This is a genomic window from Francisella uliginis (assembly GCF_001895265.1).
Lineage (GTDB): Bacteria > Pseudomonadota > Gammaproteobacteria > Francisellales > Francisellaceae > Francisella > Francisella uliginis.
The window spans coordinates 1,080,562-1,104,018 of the sequence record NZ_CP016796.1; the positions used below are offsets into that span (position 1 = coordinate 1,080,562).

Genomic DNA, 23,457 nt, shown 5'->3' on the forward strand with positions numbered 1-23,457 from the left:
CCTTATTAAATTCTATGTATTCTTATGATTTCAATATTTAATTTTTCTAATTTTCTTGAAAGCTCTCTCGTTGCACTATCTAGAGTTCTAATATCACTATCTTTTGTTAGACCTAAAACTGATGGTTTACGTGAATGACCAACTAATGTTTTTAGGTTTAATTTTTCTTTTATTTTAACAATATTTTCTAATAAATGATTAGCAGTATCAGCTTTCTTACCAAAACCAAAACCTACATCAAAAAAGATATTCTCTTTGGTTAAACCACAATTTAAAAGAGTTTGCTTCTTTTGCTCAATATATTCACAAACATTATCTATAGCATTATCTTTTTCTAAATACTGATCTCTATTTGTTATACCTAAATTATGAGTTAGCACATATTTTTTATTATATTTTGCAATTAATTTGGCTTTCTGCTCAATATCATTACATTCAACATCATTTATCATCCATACAATATCATGATGTTTTTCTAAAACTTTTTGCATTACCTCAAATTTACGTGTATCGATGCTAATTAATGGTTTATATATTAAATCTGCAGCATTAGATTTGATATACTCTAGAAAAATATCAAGTTTTTCAAACTCTTCATCTACTGATATTGCTTTTGCATTTGGTTTAGTTGATTCAGCACCGATGTCTATAATTTCAGCACCATTTTCGATAAGCTCATGTAAGTTTGATTTGCGACGATCATCATCAAAATATCCATCTGAGAAAGATTGATCTGATAAATTTACAATACCCATACGCATAGTATTTGAGAGAGTTTGTTTAAGCTTTTCAATCTCATCAAGCTCTTTTAATCTAAGGTTAAGATCTATATCTACTTTTTTAGGGTGATACCAGCCTTTGGATAGTTCTAACAAAGGAGCTAAAGCAAAGTTGCGATTAAGTAGCTCTTTATGAGGGACTGTAAGCTCATCAGTTTCTAGAATCAAATCTTCAGCAGCTAGAATATCTAGATCAATAATTCTTGGTGACCAGACAGGAGCATTTAGATCTCTTCCTATATTTTTTTCAATATTTTTTAGAATAGTTAGAAGTTCAGTAGGTTTTAGCGTTGAGCTGATTTTTACAGCTGTATTTATAAAATTAATGTCCCAATCTTTAGGGGCACCTTCTTTTAGTAGAGCTTTACTACTATATAATCCAGCTTTTCTTATAATTCTTATATCTTGATGAGATTCTAAAGCATCAATTGCTAAATGAATATTTTCAAGAGTAAAACCAATATTTGTACCAATTCCTATAATATATTGCATACTAATTCCTAATAATAAAACTAGCAGATTTTATTTGTGAAACAGGAGGGGCTTTTATAAGCTTCAAATACTTTAGCTCTACATCATTATAACTTTTTTGAATAAAAAGAAATATTTGTTTTGCCAAATATTCAATAAGGTTACAACTAATATCATTACAGAAATTTTGGATATTGTTTCTTAGAGTATAGTAACAAATAGTTTCTTCTAAGTTATCAGTATCACTAGCAGAATAGTTTTGATTAAATTGTAGCTCTATATCAAGCTTAATCATCTGTTTGTGAGCTCTTTCTTCTTCAGAGCAACCTAAGCTGACATAAATCTCTAGTTCATTTAAAAATAAGGATTGTTGCATTTTATAAAAAGATGTTAAATATAAATTTTTAATTTAATATATCATATTAATAAACTCTTGGATAATTAATTGCCTAAAAATGAATCAACTTAGAAAATTTTTGGATAATATTGAAAAACATAGTAAGGATAAAGGTGTTTTATTTAACCAGAAAAGAATCTCGTATCAAGAAATTTTATCTAAATCTTATGATTTAGCGAGATTGTTAGAATTTTATGATTATAGAAAAATATTTTCTAACCTTAAAAATTCACCATTATCAATTAGTTTATATATAGCTAGCTGGATAGCTGATATAGATCTTTTTGTACCTATTAATCCCCGTTTAATTGATTCAGAGCTTGAAGGAATATTAGAAGAGCATTCGCTATTTATAACAGATAAACCATGTTATTTAGAATTAGATGGATTAAAAGTGCTTAATATTAATGATGAAATAGAGTTTTTTGAAAATCTACCTAAAACACAAGATCATAGAATATTCGCAAAAACAATAACAGCGCATGTAAGTTCAGGAACTACAGGGTTTTATCAAAAGCACCAGCATAATATTAGCCAAATTATTGAGTATGCACAAAATAGAGTTGATGATTTAGGACTTAGGCAAGATGATCATTTATTAATAGCTTTATCAATAAATCATGCATTTGCTTTTTCTTATCAGCTATTACCAGCTTTAGCTATGGGGTTAGATATCACCGTTATTTCAGAATTTAAGCCTAAATTAGTTGCTAAAATTATTAATGAGACTAATTTAACTGCTTTAGCATTGTTGCCAACGATGTATCATTTCTTAACCCAAGAGAATATTATTGAAAACCACAATTTACGTTATTTAAGTGTTGCTGGAGATATAGCATCAGAATCTTTAAATAACTTAGTAAAACAAAAGTTGGGCATACCATTATTAAATGGAATAGGTATGACAGAGGTTTTTGGTTATGGTCAAAATATATCTGATAAAGATTGTAACACTATAAAGGTTTTTGCAGATACTAAGGTTAAGATCGCTAAATTTATAAATAATAATTATGGCAAGATTTTTATTAAAAATAATATACTCCCTTTAAATAATAAAGATGAATGGTTAGAAACAGGGGATATTGGCAGTTTTGATAATCAAAAGCATGAGCTTACTTTTTATGGTAGGTATAAAGATATCATAATTAAAGGTGGTTCGAATATATCACCAGTTGAGTTAGAGAAGTATATTTTAAAAATACCTAAAATTAAAAGCTGTGTTGTTGTTGGCAAATACGATAAAATATGGGGAGAAAGTATTTGGGCATTTTTAGTCGTTGATAAAGAGTATACTTTAGACTCTTTAAATATTGAGCTTACTAAATATGTATCTGAATATAAAAAGCTAGATGGTGTTGTATATCTTGATAAGATTCCTATGACATTAACAGGTAAAACAGACAGAAAAAAGCTAAAAGAATTGATAAATAATGAGTTCTAAAAAACTTCCCCAATTTGCGATATTTGAAGATACTTTAACAGATAGTGAAAATTACTATTTTTATAATCCTATTAAAGAAATAATAGCTTATGATAGGGATTCTTTAGAACTAGCTTTTTGTGAGCTAGAAATGCTTCAACAGCAAGGACTATATTTAGCTGGTTATATTAGTTACGAGGCTAGCTATTATCTCAAAGATGAGCTTAAACATTTACGTTTATCTAATGATGAAAAACCCTTGCTTCATTTTGTGGCGTTTAAAGATCTTAGTTATGATGTTCCTAGCTTTTCTTGTGCTGAGGCATCTATAAGTTTAATGCTAGATAGTCTTAGTTTAGATGATTATTTGGTTGATTTTGAGAAAGTTCAGCAAGCACTCATTAATGGCGAAAGTTATCAAATCAATTTAACTAAAAGCATTAAAGCAAATACTGAGTTTAGTAGTTTAGAAATATATGAAAGTTTAAAGCAAAGTCAACTTGTAAAGTATGCTGCATATTTACCATTTTTAAATCCTGATATAATTTCAATTTCACCAGAGCTATTCTTTAAAAAGGAAAATAACAATATACTAGTAAAACCTATGAAAGGTACCGCTAGGCTTAGTGGTGATGAGCAAAAAGATTTAGAAATCTTTGAAGAGTTAAAATTTTGTGATAAAAATAAAGCTGAGAATCTAATAATAGTTGATTTATTAAGAAATGACTTATCAGGCATAGCAAATGTTCATACAGTTAAAGTAGATAAACTCTTTTCAATAGAAAAGTATAAAAACCTTTTGCAAATGACCTCGCAAATATCTGCTAATGTCGATAAGCAAATATCTTTTAAAAGAATTTTAGATAGCTTATTTCCATGTGGTTCTATAACAGGCGCGCCTAAAAAAAGAACTATGGAGTTAATCGCACAGATAGAAAGACAAAAGCGGGGCGTCTATACAGGAAGTATTGGCTATATATTACCTAATAATGATATGTGTTTTAATGTTGCTATTCGTACTATCCAAAAGTATCAAGATAGTATGCAAATTGGAGTAGGTGGCGGCATAACTGTATATTCTGATGCAGAATCTGAATGGCATGAGATGGATACGAAAATAGGGTTTATTAAAAGGATTTATAAGCCAAACTTTTCTTTGATTGAGAGTCTTTATTATCATAATGGATTTAAATATTTAGATTTACATTTAGAGCGTCTTGAAAGCTCTGCTAGAAGATTGTTTTTTGATATAGATATTAAAGATATTAAAAGCCAGTTAGAAACTTATTCTAAGAAATTAGAGGAAAATAAAGAATATAAAATACGCCTTGAATATAGTTATGATAAATCTCTTATTATTGAGCATAATCAAATAGAAACAAGTAGCATAGAGTCTATCAAGTTAATAGTTTGTCCAGAAAAAATAAACTCCAAAAATAAATTATTTCAATATAAAATAACTCATAATTCTACGCGTGGCTTTTATACGCAAATGCATAATAAATATATTGCTAAACAAAAAGATGTTGAGCTAATATTTTTAAATGAAAATAATTATATTACAGAGACTAGATTTCATAATATAATCATTGAAAAAGATAGTCAGTTATATACACCAAAATTAGATGATGGAGTTTTAGACGGTGTAGCTAGAAAATCAATGATAATTGAAAAAAAATTGAAACTGAAAAGCTTAAGTATAGATGATCTAAAATCTGCAGATCAGATATATCTTATTAACAGTGTCAGAGGTTTGATACCAGTATACTTAGAGGTCTAAAATGGTTTTATATATTGATCATTATGATTCATTTACTAATATTATAGTTGATTATATAACTTATCTCGGTCATGAGGTATATATCAAAAAAACAGATCAAGAAATAGATGATATTACACAATATGATCACATCATAATTGGTCCAGGTCCAGGACATCCTAATGAACTGAAAGATAAATATTCAATTATTGAATATTGCGAGCAAAATAATATACCATTACTAGGTATATGCTTAGGTCATCAATTAATAGCTCAATATTATGGTTCTAATATAATAAAAGCGAAGCAAATATATCATGGTAAGATTTCTAGAGTTTCTCAAATAAAAGAATCTAAGCTATATAAGAATCTTACCTATAGTTTTGATGTTACACGTTATCATTCGCTAATAGTAGATAAAATTTTAGATCCTCTAATAACAATAGCTGTGACCAATGATAAAGAAATTATGGCTTTTGAGCATAAAAATGCAAAAATATTTGCAGTTCAATATCACCCAGAGGCATATTTAACTGAAAATGGTCTAGTAACTTTAAAGAATTTTTTAGAAATTTAGAATGGAACTGGGTACTTTCTTCTAACTTCTTCAATATCAACTAAAACCTCTTGAGATAATTCAATATTAATAGCGTCGATATTTGTTTTTAATTGTTCCAAAGATGTCGCACCAATTATACTAGAAGTCATATATGCTTTTCTAATTGTAAATGCTATTGCCATTTGGCAAACATCTAAATTATGTTTTTTTGCTACAGCAAGATATTCTTCTACAGCTTTGTCTACTGTTGGATTATGTCGGGTAGCAAATCTAGCTTTTTGCTCTTCAGAACCCATTACTTCATCCGACATTCTACTACCAGCAGGAACCTTACCATTTAAGTATTTACCACTTAATATTCCCATTTGTAGCGGCGACCATGGTAAATATGAAACTTCCTCTAGTGCACAAGTCTCCATAACATCAGTTTCATCTCTACGACGAAGTAAGTTATATTCATTTTGAATACTAGCAATCCTAGGTAGGTTATGTTTTTCAGCAAGTTTGATAAATTGGCTAACTCCCCAAGCAGAATCATCTGAAAGACCGATATGACGAATTTTTCCGGCTTTTATAAGCTCATCGCATGTTTGTAGAGTTTCTAAAATATTATCTGAAATCTGTTGTTTTGCAGCTTCTCCTTGAGATGGTTCAAAATCCCACCAATCAGCAAAGTGGTAGTTAGGTCTATTAACAGGCCAGTGGAACTGATAAAGGTCTATATAATCAGTTTTTAATCTCTTTAAGCTATTATCTACAGCTGTAATGATATTTGCTTTATCAATTTTTGGATTTTCTTCACCTCGAGCCCAAGGAATTGGTGAGAATTTTGTTGCTAGAATGATTTCTTCTCTTTTTTGTCTAGATTCAATCCAATTTCCAATGATCTCTTCAGTTTTTCCATAAGTATCAGGAGTTGGGGGTACTGCATATAGCTCAGCAGTATCCCAAAAGTTTACACCTTGAGATAGGGCGTAGTCCATTTGTTCAAAACCTTCTGACTGGGAGTTTTGTAATCCCCAAGTCATAGTACCAAGACATATTCTACTAATATCTATATTTGTTTTACCTAATTTAGTGTATTTCATTGTTTACAAAAATTTTTGAGTTTGAAGAGATTATAACAAATAATAAAGATGGTAAAGAAATAAAAACTTTAAGTATTTTAAAATGGCACAGGATATTTTCTTCTGACTGTTTCAATATCTGCTAAAACTTCTGGAGATAATTCAATATTAATAGAATCAATATTCGTCTTAAGTTGTTGCATTGTAGTTGCTCCAATTATGCTACAACTCATATATGGCTTTCTAAGCGTAAATGCTATCGCCATTTGACAGATGTCTAAGTTATGTTTTTTTGCAACATTAATATATTCTGTTACTGCATCATCATTTGTAGCAAATCTAAAACCATAACGATCTTCTTGGCCATCTAAAATTTCAGCCGACATCCTAGTACCAGCAGGGCGTGCACCATTGCGGTATTTACCAGTTATAACTCCTTGTTCAAGAGGAGACCATGCTAAATAAGAAATATTCTCTAAAGCACAAGTTTCCATAATATCTGTTTCATCTCTACGTCTATTGAGATTGTACTCATGTTGAATACTCTCAATACGTGATAGATTATGTTTTTCAGCTAAGTGAATAAACTGATTAATACCCCATGCTGAATCATTAGATAAACCTATATGCCTAATTTTTCCAGCTTTTACTAATTCATCACATGTAATAAGAGTTTCATAAATATTTTCTACTATTAGATCTTTATTTTGTTGTCCTACTAAAGGTTCGAAATCCCACCAATTACCAAAGTGATAATGTGGCCTATTTGTAGGCCAGTGAAATTGATAAAGATCTATATAATCAGTTTTTAAACGTTTTAAGCTATTATTTACAGCATCAATAATATTTGATTTGTTAGTTATTGGATTTTCTTCATTTCTTGCCCATGGCATAGGAGAAAATTTAGTAGCTAAAACTACCTCATTACGTTTACCAGTTGCCAATTATTTCTTCTGTCTTACCGTATGTTTTAGCAGTAGGAGGGATTGCATACATCTCAGCAGTATCCCAAAAGTTGATACCTTGCGATAGAGCGTAATCCATTTGTTCAAAACCCTCTGATTGAGTATTTTGTCTACCCCAAGTCATAGTTCCTAAGCATATTCTACTTATATCAATATTTGTTTTGCCTAATTTTGTATATTTCATAAAGATTTATAAAGTTTTGCTATTGAAAAAATTATAACAAATATTTGTAAAGTAAAGCTTTTTAAAAGTTACTATTTTGGATAACTAACAGATTTAAAGCTTAAGTTAGAGTTATATTTTATATCTTTATTTGGAAAAGCATCATAGTTTTTGCGTGCAGCATGTAGCTTGGATATATCTAGTTTTTTTACTATAACATCCTCTTTGTTAAAGTTACCTTTAGCTAAGTAGCTGAGAGGAAAAGCTTTATTTTGAGGTGATGTAAATAGTATTTGACTAACTCCATCAATACCTTGAGTATGATTTTTATCTAAGCCAGAAGCCATACCAACAACTACACCATAAGCAAAATTCTGTATTGATAACATTTTTACTGCAGTATGAACTCTATTTAAACCATAAAGATCATTGGTATATGATGGTACAATAATTAAATCTGGCTTTATCTTTGAGAGCTCTTGAGAGATATTTGGAAATTCGCTTGTATAACATACTAAAATTGCAATTTTAGCGTCTTTATAGTTTAAAACTAAAATGTTTTTACCATATTTGGTATAACCAACATTTCTCTCTTCAGGGGTTAAGTAGATTTTATCATTTTCTATAATTTGTCCATTTGGTAAACCTATTATAACTGTATTAGATATCTTACCATTATCATCTTTTGCAATAGTTCCACTTATTAATATGATCTTATATTTTTTAGATAGTTGAGAAATCAAATCTTTTGTCTTTGTATAATACTTACTAAGTTTGATTATGCTTTGTTTGTTCCACGGTAAATCATTGATAAGGTTTACTGAATCATCTTCGGGGAAAACAACAACTTCAGCACCTTTGCCTTTAGCTTGCTTGGTTAACCTTTCAATATTATTAGCAAATTGATTAAAAGATTGTTGCTTAATTAGCATCTGAGCAGCAGCAAGATTGATTGTTTGACTATATCCAAAACTTATAAATATTATAAAAAATAGTAGGTATTTTATACTCTTAAACATTCTAAAAAAATCTTAGCATTACAAATACAACAAATTATACTTTTAAAATAACAAAGGTATAGTAGAAATTTATCTTATGATTGATATTTATAGTCAATCCGATTGTATTGTGTACTTTTATGCGGTCATCCTGAACTTGATTCAGGATCTCTTTACTTTGGCTAGGAGATTCCGGATCGAGTCCGGAATGACAGGTTTTATTTTACATAAGTCATTCGGATTAACTATATCTGATAAATATAACTATTTTAAAAGAGAAAAAGTTATTAAAATAGGTTTTATCTTAAGATATTTATTTTTAATATGATTTCCCAATTTAAGTTTTATCAGCAAGTCTATAAAAGTGTTGATATTTTTCTACTAAAGATAGCAGAAAATACCAATTCAATAGATCTAGATATTATACCGACTAGTCAAATATTAGAAATCAAAAAATACAGATTTGAAAATGATAGAAATAAAAGGCTATTAGCTCGTAGTTTTTTATATAATTATTTGAAGTTTAAATATCAGATAGATAACTTTGCATTAAAATATAATCAGCATCAAAAACCTTTGTTGGAGGCTAATGAAAATATTGATTTTAGTATATCTTACTCCAAAGAGTATGTGATGGTAGCAGTTAGTGATAAATATAGTATTGGTGTAGATATTGAATTTGTAGATACCAAAATTAATCATCAAGACTTAATCAATATAATAATGCATCCAATGGAAATATCTTACTATAAGCAACTTTCAAAAGAGGGTGAAAGGTTAGATTTTTTCTTTGAAGTTTTTAATGTCAAAGAAGCAGTAATAAAAGGCTTAGGAATGGGTTTATATTTTGATGTTACAAGTATAAATATTTTAGATATTCCTGGTTTTAGTAATTTTATAAATGAGGAATGCTTTTTAGAGACAAGCCTATTTAAGCAATTAAATAATTATAAAACTAGTATATGTTTGTTAGAGAGATAAGTAATATCTTTACTTTATCCTACAGTTATAATTTTTTTGAATATTTTCTAAAGCTTTTAATAACTTGATATAGTAATGAAATATTTACACACCCTTGTAGTAAAAGCTCAGATATAGAGTCTTTTATATCAGTAAAAGGTAAAAATGATTGAATAAACCCATTAAGTTGATCTTGCCACTTATCATTATCTACAAAAAAGTTTGATAAATGCTTAAAGAAGCTAACAACATTATTTATTGCAGATATTGTTAAATGATAAATACTTTCGAAGAATCCATATTGAGGTTCTGGTTTAATCGTCATATCTTTATATACTAAGACAGCCAAAATAGCGTAGAAAAAATATAAATATCGATATTCAATTATGAAGTTTAAAATAAATTTAGATACAAAAGAATCAAGTTTCATTCTCAAAATATAGCCACATATTTGTATAAATAAACCAAGTATTTCACAAAAAACTATAATACAGAGTAAATATAGAAAAACATAATAGTATTTCAGATATAAGGTTAAATTTATAGCTAAAAACCATAATAAGACTCTAAGAACAGACGTTCCAAAATTACTGATATTTTTATCAAAAAAAAGTATAAATTTGTTGCCTATATTTTTAAACCACCATAGTTTCAAATAATGTTTTTCATATTCTTTTTGATTAAATTGAATTGCTAAAATATTATCTTTTTTACTTATTGCTTCAAGCTTCAGTAACCTATATGTTTCTTGGATATCTTTATGTTTAGGTAGTTCTTTCCACATATTTTCATTCTTAGATAAATCATAACCGATACTAGCACTAGGAATACTTTTCCAAGCAAGTTTAATATCATGAGATTCTATTTTTGAAGCATTTCTAAGATTTATATAAGCAAGATTTAGAGATCTTCTAAAAGTTGTACTTCTAAGACTAAGAGTTTCATATATATTCGTGTATAAAAAGACAACATTCTCTTTAAACTCGCAACTATCAAGTATAGCTAAACCTTTAAAAGAAGTATGGTCAAAATTAATTGGTGAATAAAATTTCGAATTAGAAAAAATAGCATCTGTCTCAAATATTGCATTTTTAAAACAGATATCACCCAAAAACTTATTACATTTTAAATCGACAGTTTTTGTAAAATTAATATCCTGAAAAGATGTATTATAAAAAATACAATTTTTAAACTTAATGTAAAACTAGTATTTTTTAAGAAAATACAGTTTTCAAATTCTGTATTCTCAATAATAGGAATATTTTCATCATAAATTTTGAATCTAATATTTTTAGATATAGCATAACCATTTTTTACTTCTACTTTTTTAGTTTGACCAAATCTATATTTAAACACTATATATTGTTTATTTATTTCTCCATTTTTATCAACACACCAATCAATAGAAATAAGTTTGTTACTGACTAGTTGAAATAAGTCATATAGCATTTAATTTAAATTCCTTAAAATTTTTCTAAATTATAACAAATATGACAGATAAAATTTGATTGAAAAACAGTCTTTAACAAATACAGTTATCACAACTATATAGTTCAAAAGTAATTTTATGATCTGCTTTTTAGCTTTTATATAAGGTTTTTTTAAAGATATTAAGATTTAGTTTTTAAGATAAAAAAACTATAAAACCTAAGCTGTAAGGGATTTTGGAAATTAAAACCTAAAGAGTTGACTTTATTTAGCAGATGTATCTATAGGTTTACCATTGATAGCTATTACAGGACCAGGTTCTAAAGGAATATCCTTAATAGTTTTATTATCTTGACAACTTGGTAGATCAAGTTTTTTTAACTTATTAAATGATGAGGCAGGGCAATCATCTTTAATTTTGCTAGGAAGACAGTAGCCTTTCCAAGTTCCAAAGTCATGTGTTTCTAAGCATTTTTTATATTTAGAAATAGATAGATATTTTGGTGTATACGTTCCTGGATTTCTACCAACCATTTTAGAGTCATTTTGAGTAGCAGTTTTATCTGTATAACAGCTAGTTATTAATGTTGATAGCACGACAGTTATCAATAATATTTTTATTAAACTTTTCATATTTGATCCTTGTATAAGCTAATATAAGAGATAGAGTTCTTCATGATTCTCTAGCTTATTTTATTTGGATTATATTATTTGATAAGGTGCTATTTTTGCAACTTTTTTATGCCTTTTTTATGAAATTTCCTCTAAATAATTACGTGCTATAAAATTATTGATTATTTTTTATTCAGGTGTTTTAATGCAGCTGACATAACTTTGCGGAGTGTTTTCTTATGACTTTGATTAAACGAAATTTATTATTTAAACATATAAATACAAGGATCAAAATACCATGGGAAACTCTAAACAAGAAATGTCATCAAAACTTTTTCATCGCATTATTTATGAATGGAATCAAACAGATTGTAACTATCCTAAAGAGAAAGCTGTTCATCATTTATTCGAAGAGCAGGTTAAGAAAACCCCGAATGATATTGCTTTAGTATTTGAAGATCAAAATATAACATATAGCGAGCTTAATAATAGATCTAATCAACTAGCTCGTAATATTAGATCGACATATAAAAAGCTTAATAAAAGTGAACTCAAAAGCGATAGTTTAGTAGCTTTAATGTTAGATAGATCTATAGAAATGGTGGTATCTATACTAGCAGTGCTTAAAGCGGGGGCTGCTTATGTACCTATATCTCCGGATTTTCCTAATCAAAGAATAAACTATATTCTTGAAGATATAGGAGCACAGATATTAGTATCACAGTCTCACTTAGAAGATAAAGTTAATTTATTGGACTTTAACTTAAATGTAATTTATGCAGATAAAGACTTCGATTACCCAATAGATAATCTAGACATACATATAAGCTCAAAAAACCTAGCTTATGTAATTTATACATCAGGAACTACAGGTAAGCCCAAAGGGGTGATGATTGAGCATAGCTCTGTTGTCAATACTATTACAGGTTTATTTGATGTTTATCAATTAGATAAGACTGATAGTGTTAGTTTTTATACTAACTATACTTTTGATGTCTCAGTATCTGAAATATTTATTACTATTTTTCAAGGTGCATCTTTACACATATTAAACGATTTCACTAGATTAGATACTAGTTGTCTTAGTAATTATTTAATTAATAACCGTATTACATATGCATTTTTACCACCTGTTGTATTATCAAACCTTCCTAAGAAAAAGTATTCTAATCTTAAAAGTATAGTTATAGCTGGAGAAAAGTGTGATATAAAAACAGCCCAGTACTGGAAAGATCAACTCAAATTATTCAATTATTACGGACCTACTGAAGCTACTATATATGCCAGCGGTAAACAGATAAATGATAATGTAATCAATTCTATAGGTAAGCCAATACAAAATACTAGACTTCATATACTCGATAAAAATTTAAACCCTGTACCAAAAGGAGTTGAGGGTGAATTATATATAGGTGGGATAGGGTTAGCTCGTGGATATTTAAATTTACCTGACTTAACCCAAGAAAAATTTATATCAAATCCATTTGCTACAGACAATGATAAAAAACTAGGCTATACAAAACTTTATAAAACTGGAGATTTATGTAAATGGCTAGATGATGGTGAGGTTGAGTATATAGATAGAAATGATTTTCAAGTTAAAGTAAGAGGATTTAGAATAGAGCTAGGAGAAATCGAAAGTGTAATCTCTGAGATTGAGGATATTCAACAGGTTTATGTTATCGTCAAGCATAGAACCATTAATAATCAGGAGCAAAATATTCTTGTTGCTTACTATACAAGTAATGATAATTCAAAAGTCTCTAATGAATTAATCAAAAATTATATTAAATCTAAGCTTCCAGCATATATGCTTCCTAATGCTTTTGTTAAGTTAGATAAAGTTCCGCTAACACTTAATGGAAAACTAGATAGAAAAGCATTACCAGATCCTAACTTTAGCTTGAATAAAAATGTAGCTACAAATGATTTAGAGAAAAAACTTTGTAAAATATGGTCACAAATATTAGATATATCTGAAAATCAAATAAACACGAAGCTAAGTTTTTTTGACTTAGGAGGTGATTCCTTATTAATAACCCGCTTGAAAAATGAGTTAATGGCTTTACCTGAATGCCAAGACTTATCAGTTACTGATTTATTTACGTATAACACTATTGATAAGTTAAGTTCGTTTTTAGAACAAGAAAAAGATGATTATATAACGTCTGATTTACAAAATAACAATGTTACTATAGATAAAGATATAGCTGTTATTGGTATTTCTGGAGCATTTTCAGGTTGTTCTAATCTTGATGAGTTTTGGCAAATGTTGATTAGTGGCGAAAGGGGATTAACTTCATTTGACCTTGAAACATGCCGTGAACGAGGAGTTCTAGAAGAGAAATTACAACACTCTGATTATATTTCTACATCTGGTCATATTGGAAATGAGGATTTATTTGATAGTAAGTTCTGGAATATATCTGCTCATGAAGCAAAACTTATGGATCCGCAAATTCGTAAATTCCTTGAGCACTGTTGGCTAGTATTGGAAAAAACTGGTTATGCTCCAACAAGGTCTAAACATAATATAGCGGTGATAGCTGGAAATACAACTTCCCAATATTTTCAGAATAATATATTAAACTGCAATGAAAGAGATACTTTAGATTTATGGGAGGCTTCAGTACTTAATACCAAGGATGCTTTAGCTACTAAAGCTAGTCATTTACTAGGATTAACAGGGATATCTGAAAGTATCAATACTTCATGTTCTACTGGATTAGTAACTATTATTGAAGCTTGTAATAAATTATCTAATGGTTTGTGTGATATGGCTATAGCAGGCAGTGCTTCTTTACAGCTGCCTGAACAAACAGGTTATATTTACAAAGAAGGCATGATTTTATCCAAGGATGGACATTGTAGAGTTTTTGATGAAAAAGCTTCTGGAACTATATTTGGCTCTGGTGTTGGTACAGTTCTACTCAAGCGTTTATCTGATGCCCAAAGGGATAAGGATAATATAATAGCTGTGGTAAAAGGTTATGCTCTTAATAATGATGGTAATAGAAAAATAAGCTATACTGCACCAAGTGTAGAAGGTCAAGCTGAATGTATAAAACAAGCTTTTAATCAAGCAAATATTAGCTCTGATGAAATTGATTATATAGAATGTCATGGGACAGGTACTAAATTAGGAGATCCGATTGAAGTTAAAGCTTTAAGTGAGGTATTTAAAGCTAGTTCTAAAAACCAAAGAAAACAAAAATGTATATTAGGTTCAGCTAAAGCTAATATTGGTCATATTGATGCAGCTGCTGGATTAGCTGGGTTTATTAAACTGTGTTTAATGTTTCAACATAAACAAATACCAGCCCAGATAGATTATGATAAGCCTAATCCTGGTTTAGACTTAGAATCATCACCGTTTACTATTCAAACTCAATCTACAGAATGGCTGTCAGATAAACCTCGTATAGCAGCTGTTAGCTCATTTGGCTTTGGTGGTACTAACTCTCATATGATTATTAGTGAGGATATTAATTCTCAAGAAAAGGAGAAAGAAGTAAAGATTAGTGAACCTTATATTTTAAATTTATCAGCAAAGAGTCCGGAATCTTTACTTGCGTATAAAGATAGATTTGTAAATTATCTATCTAAAACTAATGACTCATTAGATTCTATTGTTTATACATTACAACAACGTAGAGAGAATTTTGATTATCGTTTAGCTATTAGCTGTCATAATAAAAAGCAGGCCATTAAAAAATTACAATCAGACATTAAAGCTACAAAATGTGACGATTTGAGCAAGCGAAAAGTCATTTGGATGTTCCCTGGACAAGGAATGCAATATCCAAAGATGACTTATGACTTATACCAAAATGATAGTTTATACCGTAAGACCGTTAATCAATGTATTACTATTATAGATAAGTATGCAAAAACAAATTTTAAAGAAATACTATTCACTGAGAATGAACTAATCAATCAAACTCAATGGACACAACCAGCATTATTTGTAGTTGAGTATTCTTTAGCAAAATTGTTAGAACACTTAGGATTTGAAGCAGATGGCTATATTGGTCATAGTATAGGTGAATATGTAGCTGCTACTTTAAGTGGTGTTTTTAATTTAGAAGATGCTTTAAAGATCGTTTTAAAACGTGGTGAATTAATGCAACAAATGCAACCTGGTAGTATGTTGTCTATTTCAGCTAGTGTAGATACAGTAAGACATCTTATACAAGCAAATAGCTGTGAAATATCAGTGATTAATTCTCCAGTACAATGTGTTGCATCTGGTAGTTATGACAAAATACTTAAATTAAGCCAAGCTTTAGATAAACAAGATATTAAATCAACTATACTTAATACTTCTCATGCATATCATTCATCAATGATGATAGAGGCCGCTCAAAGATTTAAAAAATGTTTCAATAAAATTATATTACACCGACCAACAAAACCATTTATCTCTAATATTAGTGGCGATTGGATAGATAAAGATTTTGCTATAGATCCAGAATATTGGGCTACACAAATAACAGCTACAGTAGAATTTGCTAAAGGTATAGAAAATTCAATACAGTCTGATAATAGTATTATGTTAGAAGTTGGGCCTGGTCATGCATTGTCAACTTTTATTCAACAAACAAAAACAAATAATAAAGTTACTAGTATTAATTTAATATCTTCTGCTAAAAATTTAAATTTATCTCAAGTAATTGATAGTTATCAAGATTTAAAAGCTAAATTATGGTGCTATGGTTACCCAGTGAAATTACAGCAAGTTAAACAAGCTAGGATAGCTTTATTACCGGATTATTGCTTTAATTTAGATTCATATTGGTTACGATATGATAAGAAAAATAATTCATCATTACAGTTACTAGATAAACAAGATTGGCTACATACGTGTATTTGGCAACAAGCAGGTAAATTAACAAATAGTAGCCATTTAGATACAAATATAATACTTATTACTAATGATAAATATTTACCCGATTGGATCACTGATAAATCAATTAAGAATTTGATTTTGGTAGAGTTATCAAATACAGTCGAAAACTTACAAATATTAGATTCAGATCACATTAAGATAAATCCAACATTAGAAACTGATTATATGGATTTATTTAACTATCTTCAAAGCAAAAAATTTGAATGTATCATAGACTGTAGTACCTTATCCAACCATTATCAATTTAATCTTACTAAAGTAAATAGAAGCATTGAGTATGGTTTATATCATATATATTTATTACAAGAATATATATTAAAGAAAATATCTTCTCCTTTACATTATATATCTCTAACACAAGGAATCGCTAAACTACAAGAGACTGATAATATTCATCCTATTAACGGCTCCTTAGTAAGTGCAATTAGAACATTGTCGCATGAGTTGAAGAATATTAATTTTGCAATGCTTGATATTGGGTATAACCAAAAAATTGATATACATTCAATTATGAATGCCGTATTTAATAATTCTATATCATTTAAAGAGCACCCTTATGCTATTAGAGATAATTATTTATGGAGAGAAACAATTGATACAAGTGGTGCAAAAGATATTTCTAAGAACAGCTCAGTAATTAAAGATGATGATGTTATTCTTTTGACTGGAGGTCTTGGTGGAATAGGATTAGCATTACTTGAAGAAATATCAAAAAATAATTCTGTAACTTTTCTAATAACTAGTAGAACAGAAAAGGCTACATCTGTAACTGAGAGATTATTTAAGTTACTTAATTCAAGAAATTGTAACCTTGACATACAGTATGGTGATATTACTAATACTAGTTTTACAGATAAATTAATTAAGTATATTAAGAAAAACTATAATTGTTTATCTGGGATTATACATTTAGCTGGTAATAAGCCTTTAGGACAAGAAAAATCTTTTGAAGATATAAAAGATGCTATTAAGCCTAAAATATCTGGCATTAATAATATTCTTAAATATCCTCAAATATGTAAAAAATTGCGCTACTGTATTTTTACATCTTCACTTGCAAGTATCATGGGTGATGTTAATCGTATTGAATATTGCATGGCAAATGGTTATCTAGATAACTTATCTAGTTGGATGAATTATTATTATCCATCTTGTCAAACGCTCTCAATTAATTGGCCAAATTGGGAAAAAACAGGTATGGCTAAAGATTATAAAAAAGTTAATAATATTATTGGTTTAAATCACGTTAACAAGCTAGAAGGAGTACAGTTATTTTATAATCTGATGCAGCCATCTTCATATAATCAAATTATAGTATCAAAGCTAAATATTCATCAGCTAAAAGAAAAATTATTCCATAGTTCTATTAAGTCAGTTTCATCAAATGAAATTACTAATAAAATTGTAGAAAAAGATCTTAATGAAAATTATTACAAAATTGCTAATGCAGTATTATCAATTTTGAATATTAAACAATTAAGTATTAATGATAATCTATTTAATTTAGGTTTAAATTCGTTAGATTCGATTCAACTAGTGACATTACTAAATCAACAGGGAATATCTATTTCTAATTATAAATTAGTTAGTTTAAATTCAATAAATGCTATTTATAAACATTGTTTTGTTAGTAAGCAGGAAGAATCTAAAGATGATAGCTCAGATCACAGTACGGTAATTAAATTAAAATCTACAACAGCTTCAAAAAGAAATATATTTGTTATTCATCCTGTAGGAGGGATTTTAACACTATATCAAAAATTAGTTAGTAGATTGCCATCTCAATATAATTATTACGGGATTCAAAATATTAATGTTTATGGAGAAAAAAAATTAATATTTGATAGTATAGAATCTCTTGCTAGATACTACGTTATAGAAATTTTAAGAATTCAATCATCGGGGCAATTTATCTTACTAGGAGCATCATTAGGAGGCACCATCGCTCATGAAATAGCAAGTCAATTAGTAAAAAGAGGGAAAAAAATTCAATGTGTTATCATGTTGGATACTTGGGCAAATTTTGCACCTATCTTTAATGATAAAAGAAAGTGTGAAGATGTAATGCGTGAGCAGCTTAAAAATGATGAAACTTTAAAAGGTATGGATATAGCTTATCCAGTATTTATTGATCAAGCATGGGAGATGATGAAGTTAAATTTCAAATATACTCCTAAAAAATCATCTGTCAGAACAATCCTTTTTAAAGCTAAAGAGGTAGAAGGATATTATAAATATAATAAAAACTCACAAGACAACGGTTGGAAACAATATCTAAGTGATCTTAATGCATATTCTATAGATGGGAACCATCTGACTTTATACCAAAATAAGGGGTTAAGTAAGGTATTAGAAATTCTTTGGAAAGAATTAAATTACAATAAATACTTTTATTTAAATGTTTCTAAAGCTTTATTTTTTCTAAGGAGAAAAATTGGCTCACCAATAGCCAATTTCATTACAAAAAATAGTCGTAAAGTAAAGTATGCATTATTGTTTGGGGTAGGATTTATTATAAATGAATTAATAGATTTAGCCGGATTTATAGAATATATATGGTGGGAATATCAATGGATTATGCTGTAGATAAACAAAGACAAGAAAAAATAGTTTTTCTAGAAAAAGCATTAGAAGAAGCTAATAATAAAATATTACAACTTGAGGAAGAAAATTTACATTATAAGAATAATATAAATAATTTTCAACAAGCAATAAACTGCTTAGAAACCAACATTTATTGGAAAGATAGGGATGGTTATTATCTTGGATGTAATAATAAAATTATAGAACTATCTGGTGTTACTTCAATCTCTGATGTTATAGGGAAAACAGATTATGAATTTTCTCCAAGGGATATTGCTGATAAGCTCGTCTTGAATGATAAATTAGTCATGAATGAAAAAAGAAGCGTTAGTAAAGAAGAGCAATTAAGACTTCCTTCAGGAGAAATCATTTATTTAATATCCAAAAAAAGTCCATTAATTAATTCAAAAGGAGAAGTTATAGGTATTATAGGTGCCTCTATTGATATTACAGAGGTGAAATTATTGCAAGATAAAGTAAATGAGCAGAATGAAATTATTAGAATAAAAGATTCTCTCAAAACCCAATTTATTGAGAATTTTAGTCATGATGTTAAAATTCCAATTAATGCGCTTATCGGTAGAACTCAACTATTAAAGTTGCTAGGAGTAAAAGAAAATAATGAAAAGATGATTAAAGCAGCTGATGCTGCTGAAAATAGTGCTATGGTATTAGATGCATTATTTGCACAAATGCAAAATGTAATGATTCATGAGGAATTTAGTAAAGAAATATATAACACAGAATTTAATTTGCGTAGTTTAATTGAAAAAGAAATTGAGATAGCCGAAGCATCAATTTTAAGCCATAAAAATGTTTATATTAATTTTATAGTAAGTGATGATTTATCAGTTCAAGTTAATACAGATCACTATAAGTTATCACAAATTTTGCGTAATATATTATCTAATGCTATCAAATATACAGATGAAGGAAGTATTAATATTAAAGCAAAAGCTACCGAATCAGATGACAAAGTAAATTTTCAGTTTATAGTATCTGATACAGGAATAGGAATAGATGAGATTTATAAAAAATATATTTTTGAAAAGTTCAATCGAGCGAATATAACATCGTCTAATAATAATCGTCATGGTATGGGAGTTGGTTTGTATATAGTCAAGAATAATCTTGATATACTTGGGGGAAGTATTGATTTTGAAAGCGTTGTAGGACAAGGAAGTATCTTTACTATTAAAATAGCTCTAAATAAGGCATAGTGTAAAATATAAAGGATTTATATAGCCTCAGAGCTACATCAAAAAAATTTTCAATTAATATTAAGCATTTGAAGAAGTTTATAGATTCCAAAATTATATCTAGTAGTCCTTATATATACCTTGATAATTTATAGCATTTTGGGGTGGAGGGCTGAAAGTATTGAAATTACTGGTACTCGCAACTGGATTCGAACCAGTGACCCCTACCATGTCAAGGTAGTACTCTAACCAACTGAGCTATGCGAGTATGTAAGACGATATTATAGTTTTATATCTTTCAAAATCAATATATTTTTAACAAAACATTTAAATTTAGGTTAATCTATTTTATATATTCCTATAAATGCTTTAGAATGTATCAATATTATTAGAAATTTACCAGCTACTTTATGAATGTTTCTAAATTTAAAAAGATTCTTAGCACAGGATATTGGAGTGATTTCTATATTTATCCAATAGCTGCGATTATCTTTTTTATCTATGGTCTGAAAGCACTTAACTTTAATATAGGAATTGTAGCTATATTATTTATGATAGGTGTTATTCTTGGATCATTTATTGAGTACTTTATTCATAGAGTGCTTTTTCATCATTGTCCTGTATTTAAAGAATTACATCAGTTACATCATGATAAGCCAATTGAGCTTATAGGCAGTCCTACGTATGTATCACTACCTGTGTATACGGTCTGTGTTTTTATTCCTTTGTGTGTTATTACTACTAATATAGCTTATGCTAGTATTATTTTTAGTGCATTTTTATTGGATTTGCTACTATATTTTATAGTTCATCACACAACTCACCATGTTAGATCTAAAAAGGGATCAATATTACACTGGTATAAACTACATCATGCGGTACACCATACTAATCCAAATGTAAATTTTTCAGTGGCTTTTCCTATTTGGGATATTATTTTTCGTACTAAGCAAAAAAAATAACTTTCCTAATACTAATTGTTATTTATATTAATTAATATATTATTTAACCCATATCTCTATAAATTATATTTTCTATGCAAAAATACACATTTTTTGTTAGTTGCGCAAAGGGCATCGAACTACTATTAAAAGACGAATTACTTAGATTAAATATTAAATCATATGAAAAACTTGCTGGAGTTGAATTCGAAGGAACACTAGAACAAGCTTATAAAGTTTGTATATATTCACACTTAGCTAGTCAAGTAATGCTAAAAGTTGCTACAGAGAAAGTTATTGATCAACAGAGCTTATATGATTTTATATCTTCTATAAACTGGATGAGTTACTTTGATGTAGATAAATCTTTTAAAATCATAATTTCTGGTAAGCACTATGATTTTAACAATACTATGTTTGTCTCGCAAAAAACAAAAGATGCAATTGTTGATCAATTCCGTCATGAAACAAACCAGCGTCCAGATATCGATACTGAAAATCCAAGTAATGTAATCAAGCTTCATTTACATAAGCAATTTGTAAATGTGTTTTTATGTTTAAATATCGATAGTTTACATAAACGTAGTTATCGGCAGTTCCAAGGCCAAGCACCTCTTAAAGAGTCTCTAGCTGCTGCAATACTTTTAAAAGCAGGGTGGTTAGATGAGCTAAAAAAAGATCAGCCTATACTTATAGATCCAATGTGTGGTTCTGGAACTATCTTAATAGAAGCAGCCTTAATGGCAAAAAATATTGCTCCTGTTTTATTAAATAAAGAATTTAAAATTTTTGACTCAAAAATTCATGATGAAGCGCTATGGGATGATCTAATAATCTCAGCTAAAAAATCACAAAAATCTACGGATGCAATTATTCAAGGCTATGATATTGATAATAATGTCTTAGATAAAGCAGAGAAAAATATTTATCAAGCAGATGTTGATGATGTTATAAGCATCAAACGCAGAGACATTCGTGATCTTGAAAATGAGTTTGATAGTCAAGGTCTAATAGCTACAAATCCTCCCTATGGCGAGAGGCTATACGGTGATCAACTTGATGAACTTTTAGATATTTTTAATGGTTTTGGTGATAGATTATCTCAGGATTTTTACGGCTGGAAAGTAGCTATCCTTACGAGCTTTGCTGAGTCAATCAAAGAAATGCAGCTTCGTACTACAAAACGTAATAAGTTTTATAATGGTGCTATTGAAACAGTTTTATATCAATTTGATATAAATGAGCATGCAAAATTTAAGCATGAAAGCCAACTTGAGAAAAATATCCGTATAGCAGAAGCAAGTGCACAAAAATCTGATGAGCATATAGATTTTTCAAATAAGCTTAAAAAGAATCTCAAAAGTTTAAAACCTTGGTTAAAACAAGCTGGAGTTGAGTGCTATCGTTTGTATGATGCTGATATTCCAACTTTTGCAGTTGCTGTAGATATATATGGTGAGCACGTGTTTTTACAAGAATATCGTGCTGATGCAACTATAGATCAAAATATTGCTAAACAAAGATTTTATCAGGCTATATATCAAATACATAAAACTTTAGGTATTGCTTATGAAAATATTCATACTCGCGTACGCCAACGCCAAAAAGGTAAAGAGCAATATCAAAAAGAGAATGATAAAAATAATTTTCATGTTATAAATGAATTTGATGCTAAGTTTTATGTGAATTTTGATGATTATTTAGATACTGGAATTTTCCTAGATCATCGTAAGATTAGACAACTAGTTGCTAAAGCAGCTAAAAATAAAACTTTGTTAAATCTTTTTAGTTATACTTGTACAGCTAGTGTTCATGGTGCTTTAAAAGGCGCTAAAACAACTAGTGTAGATATGTCTAATACATATCTAGAGTGGGGTAAAAACAACTTTACTCTAAATAATATCGATCATAAAAAACACAACTTTATCCAAGCTGATTGTATTGGCTGGTTAAAAGCTAATACTGAGAAGTTTGATGTAATATTTTTAGATCCACCGACTTTCTCAAACTCAAAACGTATGGATGATATTTTAGATGTTCAAAGAGACCATGAGTTACTTATAAATCTTGCTATGGATTCTCTGAAAAAGGATGGTGTACTATATTTCTCAAATAACTATAGACGCTTTAAAATGTCTCAAGAAATTATTGATAAATTCAACTGTGAAAATATTGATAAAAAATGTCTTTCAAGAGATTTCTTATCTAATAAAAATATCCATAATTGTTGGGAAATTAGATACTAAT

At 28.7% G+C, this 23,457-nt stretch carries 15 protein-coding genes, 1 tRNA gene and 1 pseudogene; 8 read left to right on the forward strand and 9 right to left on the reverse strand.

Annotated features, from left to right (window positions below; translation table 11 throughout):
• Nucleotides 1-5: 5 nt before the first annotated feature.
• Complete coding sequence (folP, locus tag F7310_RS05115) at nucleotides 6-1,271, reverse strand: dihydropteroate synthase (RefSeq protein ID WP_072712270.1); 1,266 nt, start codon at nucleotides 1,269-1,271, stop codon at nucleotides 6-8.
• 1 nt (nucleotide 1,272) lies between these two features.
• Complete coding sequence (locus F7310_RS05120) at nucleotides 1,273-1,626, reverse strand: dihydroneopterin aldolase (RefSeq protein ID WP_072712271.1); 354 nt, start codon at nucleotides 1,624-1,626, stop codon at nucleotides 1,273-1,275.
• A gap of 79 nt (nucleotides 1,627-1,705) precedes the next feature.
• Here F7310_RS05120 and F7310_RS05125 point away from each other — a divergent pair, with 79 nt between their 5' ends.
• The 3 genes from F7310_RS05125 to F7310_RS05135 are packed head-to-tail and all read left to right on the forward strand — an operon-like array spanning nucleotide 1,706 to nucleotide 5,403.
• The gene (locus tag F7310_RS05125; protein ID WP_072712273.1) at nucleotides 1,706-3,088 is read left to right on the forward strand and encodes a class I adenylate-forming enzyme family protein; all 1,383 of its coding nucleotides are present in this window, start codon (nucleotides 1,706-1,708) and stop codon (nucleotides 3,086-3,088) included.
• Nucleotides 3,078-4,847, forward strand: coding sequence for a bifunctional chorismate-binding protein/class IV aminotransferase (locus tag F7310_RS05130; RefSeq protein ID WP_072712274.1), 1,770 nt, complete (start codon nucleotides 3,078-3,080; stop codon nucleotides 4,845-4,847). The genes F7310_RS05125 and F7310_RS05130 overlap by 11 nt, the downstream gene beginning before the upstream one ends.
• A 1-nt stretch (nucleotide 4,848) precedes the next feature.
• Complete coding sequence (locus F7310_RS05135) at nucleotides 4,849-5,403, forward strand: anthranilate synthase component II (protein ID WP_072712276.1); 555 nt, start codon at nucleotides 4,849-4,851, stop codon at nucleotides 5,401-5,403.
• Here the strand turns inward: F7310_RS05135 and F7310_RS05140 are convergent.
• The 3 genes and pseudogenes from F7310_RS05140 to F7310_RS05150 all read right to left on the reverse strand — a co-directional run bounded on the left by F7310_RS05140 (nucleotide 5,400) and on the right by F7310_RS05150 (nucleotide 8,599).
• Complete coding sequence (locus F7310_RS05140; protein WP_072712277.1) at nucleotides 5,400-6,473, reverse strand: aldo/keto reductase; 1,074 nt, start codon at nucleotides 6,471-6,473, stop codon at nucleotides 5,400-5,402. The genes F7310_RS05135 and F7310_RS05140 overlap by 4 nt on opposite strands.
• A 77-nt stretch (nucleotides 6,474-6,550) precedes the next feature.
• Nucleotides 6,551-7,601 (reverse strand): annotated as a pseudogene (locus F7310_RS05145) (aldo/keto reductase).
• Nucleotides 7,602-7,672: 71 nt separating this feature from the next.
• The gene (locus F7310_RS05150) at nucleotides 7,673-8,599 is read right to left on the reverse strand and encodes a nitrilase-related carbon-nitrogen hydrolase (RefSeq protein ID WP_072712278.1); all 927 of its coding nucleotides are present in this window, start codon (nucleotides 8,597-8,599) and stop codon (nucleotides 7,673-7,675) included.
• A 303-nt stretch (nucleotides 8,600-8,902) separates the two neighbouring features.
• Here F7310_RS05150 and F7310_RS05155 point away from each other — a divergent pair, with 303 nt between their 5' ends.
• Complete coding sequence (locus F7310_RS05155; protein WP_072712280.1) at nucleotides 8,903-9,559, forward strand: 4'-phosphopantetheinyl transferase family protein; 657 nt, start codon at nucleotides 8,903-8,905, stop codon at nucleotides 9,557-9,559.
• Nucleotides 9,560-9,584: 25 nt separating this feature from the next.
• Here the strand turns inward: F7310_RS05155 and F7310_RS05160 are convergent, their stop codons facing one another.
• The 3 genes from F7310_RS05160 to F7310_RS05170 form a co-directional block, all read right to left on the reverse strand.
• Nucleotides 9,585-10,649 (reverse strand): pentapeptide repeat-containing protein, encoded by a 1,065-nt coding sequence (locus tag F7310_RS05160; protein ID WP_072712281.1) that lies wholly within the window; start codon nucleotides 10,647-10,649, stop codon nucleotides 9,585-9,587.
• A 14-nt stretch (nucleotides 10,650-10,663) separates the two neighbouring features.
• Nucleotides 10,664-10,987 carry a hypothetical protein gene (locus F7310_RS05165; RefSeq protein WP_072712283.1) on the reverse strand — a complete coding sequence of 108 codons (324 nt, stop codon included), beginning with the start codon at nucleotides 10,985-10,987 and terminating at the stop codon, nucleotides 10,664-10,666.
• Between the two features lie 243 nt (nucleotides 10,988-11,230).
• Entirely contained in the window at nucleotides 11,231-11,599 is a 369-nt protein-coding gene (locus F7310_RS05170) for a hypothetical protein (protein WP_072712284.1), read from the reverse strand.
• Nucleotides 11,600-11,876: 277 nt separating this feature from the next.
• On the opposite strand from F7310_RS05170, the gene F7310_RS05175 reads away from it, so the two are divergent.
• Entirely contained in the window at nucleotides 11,877-19,073 is a 7,197-nt protein-coding gene (locus F7310_RS05175; protein WP_072712286.1) for a type I polyketide synthase, read from the forward strand.
• A complete protein-coding gene (locus tag F7310_RS05180; RefSeq protein WP_072712287.1) occupies nucleotides 19,058-20,290 on the forward strand; it encodes a PAS domain-containing sensor histidine kinase in 1,233 nt (410 codons plus the stop codon). Before F7310_RS05175 ends, F7310_RS05180 begins: the two co-directional genes overlap by 16 nt.
• A 170-nt stretch (nucleotides 20,291-20,460) precedes the next feature.
• Here the strand turns inward: F7310_RS05180 and F7310_RS05185 are convergent.
• Nucleotides 20,461-20,537 (reverse strand) — tRNA-Val (locus tag F7310_RS05185).
• Between the two features lie 142 nt (nucleotides 20,538-20,679).
• Between F7310_RS05185 and F7310_RS05190 the strand changes: the two genes are divergently transcribed.
• Nucleotides 20,680-21,231: a sterol desaturase family protein gene (locus F7310_RS05190; protein WP_072712288.1), complete on the forward strand. Its 552-nt coding sequence runs from the start codon at nucleotides 20,680-20,682 to the stop codon at nucleotides 21,229-21,231.
• Nucleotides 21,232-21,305: 74 nt separating this feature from the next.
• On the forward strand, nucleotides 21,306-23,456 hold the full coding sequence (gene rlmKL / locus F7310_RS05195) for a bifunctional 23S rRNA (guanine(2069)-N(7))-methyltransferase RlmK/23S rRNA (guanine(2445)-N(2))-methyltransferase RlmL (RefSeq protein ID WP_072712289.1): 2,151 nt from the start codon (nucleotides 21,306-21,308) through the stop codon (nucleotides 23,454-23,456).
• The last annotated feature ends 1 nt before the right edge of the window (nucleotide 23,457 follow it).